7 protein-coding genes are annotated in these 7,541 nt (G+C 46.9%); 6 read left to right on the top strand and 1 reads right to left on the bottom strand.

The window, feature by feature from the left end; translation table 11 throughout:
- The 3 genes from IQ260_RS24125 to psbA form a co-directional block, all read left to right on the top strand.
- A partial coding sequence (locus IQ260_RS24125; RefSeq protein WP_193995630.1) for a response regulator occupies positions 1-482 on the top strand: 482 nt, incomplete at its 5' end.
- 67 nt (positions 483-549) lie between these two features.
- Positions 550-1,413: a sulfotransferase family protein gene (locus IQ260_RS24120; protein ID WP_193995629.1), complete on the top strand. Its 864-nt coding sequence runs from the start codon at positions 550-552 to the stop codon at positions 1,411-1,413.
- A gap of 62 nt (positions 1,414-1,475) precedes the next feature.
- Positions 1,476-2,555: a photosystem II q(b) protein gene (psbA, locus tag IQ260_RS24115; protein ID WP_193995628.1), complete on the top strand. Its 1,080-nt coding sequence runs from the start codon at positions 1,476-1,478 to the stop codon at positions 2,553-2,555.
- 222 nt (positions 2,556-2,777) lie between these two features.
- Here the strand turns inward: psbA and IQ260_RS24110 are convergent, their stop codons facing one another.
- Positions 2,778-3,017: a hypothetical protein gene (locus IQ260_RS24110; protein WP_193995627.1), complete on the bottom strand. Its 240-nt coding sequence runs from the start codon at positions 3,015-3,017 to the stop codon at positions 2,778-2,780.
- 446 nt (positions 3,018-3,463) lie between these two features.
- Between IQ260_RS24110 and IQ260_RS24105 the strand changes: the two genes are divergently transcribed.
- The 3 genes from IQ260_RS24105 to IQ260_RS24095 form a co-directional block, all read left to right on the top strand.
- Positions 3,464-3,607: a hypothetical protein gene (locus IQ260_RS24105; RefSeq protein ID WP_193995626.1), complete on the top strand. Its 144-nt coding sequence runs from the start codon at positions 3,464-3,466 to the stop codon at positions 3,605-3,607.
- Between the two features lie 163 nt (positions 3,608-3,770).
- The gene (locus tag IQ260_RS24100; protein ID WP_193995625.1) at positions 3,771-6,185 is read left to right on the top strand and encodes a LodA/GoxA family CTQ-dependent oxidase; all 2,415 of its coding nucleotides are present in this window, start codon (positions 3,771-3,773) and stop codon (positions 6,183-6,185) included.
- 203 nt (positions 6,186-6,388) lie between these two features.
- A partial coding sequence (locus IQ260_RS24095) for an NAD(P)/FAD-dependent oxidoreductase (RefSeq protein ID WP_193995624.1) occupies positions 6,389-7,541 on the top strand: 1,153 nt, incomplete at its 3' end.

The raw sequence follows: 7,541 nt of genomic DNA, 5'->3' as shown, positions 1-7,541 counted from the left end.
GACGAGTAGTCCCGCTGATGGATCCCAACCGTCTGATCGAATGGATCCAGAGCGGAGCCCCCTCCGTATCTATACCCGCCGCACCCCCGGTTAAATCCAGCACAGCGAAGATCTTGGTGGTGGACGATTCTATCCATGCCCGTCGTTATCTAGCCACCACATTAGAGCGCTCAGGCTATCTAGTAGAGCAGGCCAAAGATGGGCGAGAAGCCGTAGATAAACTGGTCGCCGGACTGATGGTAGAAGCCGTCATCTGCGATATTGAAATGCCGCGTCTCGATGGCTACGGTGTGCTAGAAGAACTTCGGGAGAAACCCGACTATGAGGCCTTGCCTATTTTGATGCTCACCTCTCGCAGTAGTGAAAAACACCGTAAGCTAGCCATGAATTTAGGGGCAACGGCTTATTTCTCAAAACCCTACAACGAACAGCAGCTATTAAAAGAACTCAAGCAGCTGACCAGCGTGTTACAGCCCGCGTAGAGATAGAAATCTGACGGGCTAGGGTAACGTAGATCTAGAGGCCCGTTTAGTAACACGAGTGACACCTATGGGAGCAGCATTAGGCCAATGGCGGCAGCGGATTCGCGAGTATAAAAATGACTGGGTGCAAACCTACTTTCGCTATCGCATTGAGTCATCTGATCGGCCCTACGGCGTCGCGTTTCGCTCTAAACCCTATCGGTTTTTGCTGGTGCTCAGCCACATGCGCTCTGGCTCGTCCCTGTTGACCCACCTATTGACTACAAATCCTGAGGTCATCGGCTACGGTGAAACCCACACCAACTACGCCAGCGCCCACGATTTTAAGGGGTTGCTCAAAAAGGTGTATTGGCAGGCGCAGGAGTTTCGGACACTGGGGGACGTGCGGAATCTGCGCATGGACCATCAGTATGTGATGGACAAGGTGCTGCACAACAAAAAGTTTTTAGACCACGAGTTTCTTAAATCTGAACAGGTCTACGGCATTTTTTTACTGCGGGAACCCGAGCGCAGTCTGGCCAGCATTGCCGATCTCAAACCCCACTGGAATCAGCAGGATACTTTGGATTATTACTCCGAACGGATGGCCAGGCTGGTGGACTATGCCCGCCTAATCAACGATCCGCAGCGGCTGCTGGTGGTTACCTATGAGCAAATCCTGGACAATACGCCTCAGGTGCTCCAAACACTACAACAGTTTTTACACACCCAGGCTTCATTTACGGAAGAGTACAAGGTGTTCAAAACTACCGGAATGAAAGGTGTGGGTGATTCCAAGGGGAATATTAAGGCAGGAAAAATTGTGCGATCGCAACGCCAGCTGACCCAGACATTCCCCCCTGAACTAGTCGAGCAGGCTAAACGCATCCACAGCCACTGCCAGACAGAACTGATGCAGCACTGTCAGTCCATATCACATCCATCTTCATAAGATTTCCATATTATTTTGGTCTACTAGTCTGAGTCACTTAAATACATTCATCGTGAAGACTAATGACTACTGTTCTTCAACGTCAAGATAACTCTCTGTGGGAGAGATTCTGTAACTGGATCACCAGCATTGAAAACCGGCTGTATATCGGCTGGTTTGGTGTCCTAATGCTGCCCCTGCTGGGGGTCTCTGTCACCGTTTTCGTCATTGCCTTTATCGCGGCCCCACCCGTCGATATTGACGGTATTCGGGAACCCCTTTCTGGATCATTGCTCTATGGTAATAACATTATCACAGCAGCCGTTGTTCCCTCCTCTAACGCCATCGGCCTTCATTTTTATCCAATTTGGGAGGCAGCCACCCTGGATGAGTGGCTTTATAATGGCGGCCCCTATCAGATGATCGCTTTCCACTATATTCCAGCCCTACTGTGTTACCTGGGGCGAGAATGGGAGCTGAGCTATCGTCTGGGCATGCGTCCCTGGATTTGTATTGCTTATTCTGCGCCCGTCGCTGCCACCATCTCTGTCTTTCTGATTTACCCCATTGGTCAGGGCAGTTTTTCCGATGGTTTACCCATGGGCATTAGCGGTACCTTCAACTTTATGTTTGTCTTCCAGGCAGAACATAATATTCTGATGCATCCGTTTCACATGCTAGGAGTTGCCGGAGTTCTGGGGGGCTCATTGTTCTCGGCAATGCACGGTTCTCTAGTGACCTCAAGCCTGATTCGTGAAACCTCGGATATTGAATCTCAAAACTATGGCTACAAGTTTGGCCAAGAAGAAGAGACCTACAATATTCTGGCAGCCCACGGTTATTTTGGTCGGCTAATCTTTCAATATGCCAGCTTTAATAATTCGCGATCGCTGCACTTTTTCCTAGCCGCCTGGCCGGTAGTTTGTATCTGGTTTACGGCTCTAGGCATTAGCACCATGGCGTTTAACCTCAACGGGTTTAACTTTAACCACTCTGTCCTTGACTCCCAAGGACGGGTGCTACCCAGCTGGGCAGATGTCGTCAATCGGGCCAACTTAGGTTTTGAGGTTCTACACGAACGCAATGCCCACAACTTTCCTCTAGATTTAGCTGGTGGCGAATCTGTTCCTGTCGCGTTTCAGGCTCCTAGTATTCCAGCTTAAGTTTGAGACTCTCCTTTCGAGCAGATCTGATATTATGGCGCTTTCCTGAGGGAAGGCGCTTTTTATTTGCCCATACAGATCCAAGCTAAACTCGCTGTACCCAAAAGTTGCGATCGCACCAACCACCGCAGCCACTCCCCCGGCAACAGGGCCGTGTTTCATGGCTGCTTCCAACTTAATGGGGCAGAGATCGCACTGCCCGCTGCCTACAGGGATTGGGTATCAGTCAACTCGAACCCGGCGGGTCAAAATAACCATGACCTCATTGGCTCGTCCGGTGGAGATAGGTTTACTCCAGTCGTTGGGCTCAGCGTAGTGTTTGTTGTGTAGGTCTTGGATGGTGAGCCGCACCCCGGTGAGACTGCCAAATACTAGGTGCCGGACGGTTTCATATTCATGCTCGGGTAGGGGATCGGTGCCGAGCGCGGACGCAACAGCGCCCTGGGTGATATCGAGAAACATAAGCTTTGGTCTCCAAATGTTTGAGAAGAAACCAAAGCTCAAGACCTAGCTACCCCGAGAATGTGTGCAAACCGGGGTAGCAATAGGATAAAGTATCCCAAGCCTCGGACTGCGGAACCAGTCGGGGGTGAGCTGGCGGTTCGGTGTTGACGCACCTGCCGCCAGTGCTAAATATTGAGCTTTGTGGTCATGCCCAACAAGGGCGTGAGAACTAAAGTACCGCTAAGTCATTTGCGACGTCAAGCAAAAAATGTTGCGGTTGATTACGAAGCTAACGGATCAGCCGTTTATGCCGTTGCTGATTTGAGCGGTGAATCGAGCTGTAAAAATTTCTACTAGCCAATACAGCCGAGACAGACGCCACTAGCCAAGCATTTTATCCACCACCAGGCTGGGTATGGCAATATCCCCCGGCGAAACCAGAGACGAAGAATGTAGGGCCTGGGATGTTGTTTATTGTTGAGGTGGTGTACTACCTGGTCTATGTTACCCAGGTGGGGGTGGCCTGGGGTTTTTTCCATTACCGAGACTTTAACGACCCTCTACGTTACGCCACCTACAAACTGCTATTTATGTTTCAAGTTACTTAATAATAATCGGTACTTCTCCAGGCACGATGGAAAGTAGTAGTATGGCAAAGCCAGTGAATTCAAGGTCAACGAGATAAAGTGCCCATATTTTCAATGTGTTCTTTTATACTGCGCTTTTCGATCTGATTTATTTCATTGCTTTGTCATTAGGAAAGAACAATCCATGACTACTGATGCCACAACATTTTCAGTCTTTGAAATTCATCCCAAAATTGGAGTTGCTCGACTTGGCAACAGCCCTGAAGAATTTTATCTTGGCCCAGAGACCACAGGTGGTTTACCTACAACTTGGGATTCTGCTACCCAAAGTGCTACAACAACTGCAGTCAGTCAATATAAGGACGATGTAGGACGAATAAAGCGACAGGCAGCCTGTTTTAAGATTTATGCTTATGCCAGTTCAGAGGCAGATAACCCTACAGAAATAAAAGTAGGTAGCCTAATTTCAGATAATACGGTCACTGACATCCAATGGACTGTACATATCGCTAGCAAAAAAGCCTCATGGTACACATTTAGCGAATTGCAAGGCGACTTGATGTTTGGTGGTACCTACGATGCAGACAGTCAAGCATATAAGTTTGATTATGATCCTTCGACAAATCTCAACAGCTATCAGAACAACAATGTCCCTGTCAACAATCCAAAGACAAAAAGTGATGAGCGCTATCAGCTTCTCATTGACCCAGGGCCTCGAACAGTTCACGCCTCTACCAACCTCGGATTTGATCAGGGCGTAGACTTTTCTAAATACAATATTCCTGGTAATCCTAGCAGTCCTAACTATTCCTCCAGTGCAGCTCCTTTCGGACAAACATCCTCACCTGATTACATCAAATACGATCAGTCAACCTCTGGAAACTTTCCGGTTCCAGAGACTAGTACGGAAATTACTAACCTTGGTAGGATTTTTACAGATAGCGATGGTAGGCTGATAGCCCTTGGCGGTCATGGTGCCGTTCAAAATGGAAAAGATCCCATCACCACATTTCGTGGGGCAGCAGGCTACTATGATGACATCGCCGATGGGTATGTGATCGCAACCCTGAAGTTATCAGATAACACGTATATAGACTTAGAACCAGCTTGGTTAATTATTGGTAGCCCCAAGGTAGCGCCAGAACTGGTGAATATTATCACCATGGATGACATTCTCTTTGACGTTGCTGTGCGCCACCAACAGTTTTTTCCTGACCTTTATAACCCAAGTGGTGGCTATGACAACACATTTCAAATACCATCAACATCGACCACATCCTTACCTCCTGAGCTGGTCCCCATAGCCGATTCTCTAAACTCGACACTACCGATTATCTTCAGAAACTTTAATCCAAACTTTCAGCCCAACTACGAGAGAGATATTCTACCCATTATTCAGCGACCACAAAGTTACCGTTGGGTGGCCAATGTGCCTTCAATGATTGAGTTTGCGAATCCTGGATTTGATACAAGTCACGTACCCCAATCTACAGATTCAAACTATGCCCAGGAAATGGCAAACCTGCTGGAGTATTTTCTGTGGTTTCGTGTGCCAGTACCACCAGAATACTACGATCAGCTGATTGGCCAGGTCGCTGCCAATGATAATAGATTACCCAACGGTCCGAATCAGCTCTTCTATACCAACAATGGTGATAGCAATGTTCCCCAGCTACCACTGATGCCGCTCAACTCTGGAGATAATTCTATTGTTAATGATGGACCCATCTATAAATTCCAGGCATTAACCTTGACCCAGTACTTCTTTTTATATCAGTGGGCAATGGGTAAATTTACATCCACGTGTTCTTCTCCCACTTATAACACCCCAACAAGCCACGTTGAATCAATTGACCATGGTGTTGTTGGTAACTGTGTAGGAGCCCCCAATGCACCTGGCATTGAAGTGTGCTGGACCATTCGTAACCCCTACCTATATCAGGCCCCTTATCAGATAGCCGTCGACTATTATGACTACGATGCATACTCCAGCACGCCATATACGAATACTGCTGACTCAGTCAACCAAAAATTTGTCACTAACTACAACACGAACGGCCTCGCCTATACTCTTCCTCCCCGCGATGAGTGTGTACCAACCAAGGGAAAAAATGGCAAGTTAATCCCAGCTGGTTGTCAACCAGGTGATTTAACCAAACGCATGGCTATTCCCTGGCAGGCAGACTTCTTCGACTGTACAGTTCAAACGCCTAGCCTGCTCGATCCTATGTACAACCAGGATGATAACTCTGGTATGGAAGCCCCTCCGACTTACTACGTTTATTGGTGGCCCCCCCAGAGTCCGTATAATACATTTATTGGACCATCTGACGGCAATCAACAAGTGTTGGAGTCATTCATCACTAGAAATGCGACCCCTGCTGGTGCTTCATTTGTAACGGGTGCTGGTCAGCAAGCGCTCTATCATCGTGGTATTAGTAGTTTCAACGATACAACAACCCAATGGTCTGCCCTTGGGTTCATTGTCAATCAAGGCACAGAGAATTATCCCTACTATGTAGAAGTGGAGCGCAATGTCAATCAGATTGCTCAAAGTCTTCTAAAACAAGAAAAAGTGAGTTCTAGTACTAGCAAATAGTAGCTAACAGCTAGATAGATACCCCTAGTACACGTTTCAGTAACATAAGGAGTTGGCTAGAAAATGAAATACCCGTAGGTCGAGTTTCGACTTCGCTCAACTCTCGAATCTGGAATGTGGGGCGAAGTCGAAACCGGCTTGATCGGGTACATTATTTAGCCGCAGATCCCTAAGACTAGAAATAGAGCCTAAGAAAAAGTCACATGTTAGATAGTCAATTTGATGTTGCAGTTTTAGGCGGGGGGCCTGCCGGAACTGCTGCCGCTCTTGTTCTGCTTAAGTATTCCAATCTATCAGTAGTTGTAGTCGAAAAGTCAGACTATGAAAATTTTCGCATTGGAGAATCTCTTTCTCCAGGAGTTACTCCCTTACTTGATTACTTAGGCATAGCTGATCAGCTTGACCAACATCGCTCTTCGTTTGGTATTCGAGCAGCTTGGAACAGTGATGAAATGCATTCGCTGGATTTCATGTACACTGTACACGGTCAGGGCATAAGCTTAAATCGAAAAACATTTGATCAAACCCTAGCTAACGCTGTTGTAGATAGGGGTGGGACCTTACTGACAGAAACAAAATTAGAACATCTCAGTTCTACAGCTCAAGGTTGGCAAATTAAAACCTCTAGAGGGATATTACGATCAAAATTTTGTATCGATGCCACCGGTAAAAGTGCTGTTCTGGCACGCCATCAAGGTTCTCGCCGTTTACTATATGATCATTTAGTCGGTGTTGTGGGTATTGGTGAAATTGATAAAGATGATGATAGCTTTACAGAAATCGAAGCCTGTGAGCATGGCTGGTGGTATTCTGCTAAGCTCCCCAATCAACGGGCAATATTTGTTTATTTGAGTGATTCAGATTTGATTCAAAGAGATAAGCTAAATAAATCAGAAAACTGGCTCAATGGGTTACGCAAAACTCAGCATTTAGTCAAGCGTGCTAATCGATGCCAATTTACGAGTTCTATACGTTTATTCCCGGCCAATACAGCCCATTTAGATAAAATGTATGGCAACAATTGGATTGCGGCGGGTGATGCAGCTATTTCCTATGATCCGTTATCAGCACGGGGGATTCCCAGTGCCTTAGATACGGGAATTCAAGCAGCACGACTTGCCTGCGGTTGGCTGACTGAACAAACAAGTTCTTTGGATAACTATCAAGCCAACAGTTTACGTAATTTCCAGGAGTATCTAAATGTTTGGACTCGCTATTATCAACTTGAGCAAAGATGGCCAACATCAACATTCTGGCGACGGCGACAGGCCATCATTCAGTTAGATCCGACGTGTCAGTTGACTATAGGTAAAGATTTTCAGCCCTCAAATTTATATCTCAATAAACAGGATTATG

Origin of the sequence: Leptolyngbya cf. ectocarpi LEGE 11479 (assembly GCF_015207065.1) — a bacterium.
Lineage (GTDB): Bacteria > Cyanobacteriota > Cyanobacteriia > Phormidesmidales > Phormidesmidaceae > Leptothoe > Leptothoe ectocarpi.
This window is presented reverse-complemented; position numbering and strand designations above follow the sequence as displayed.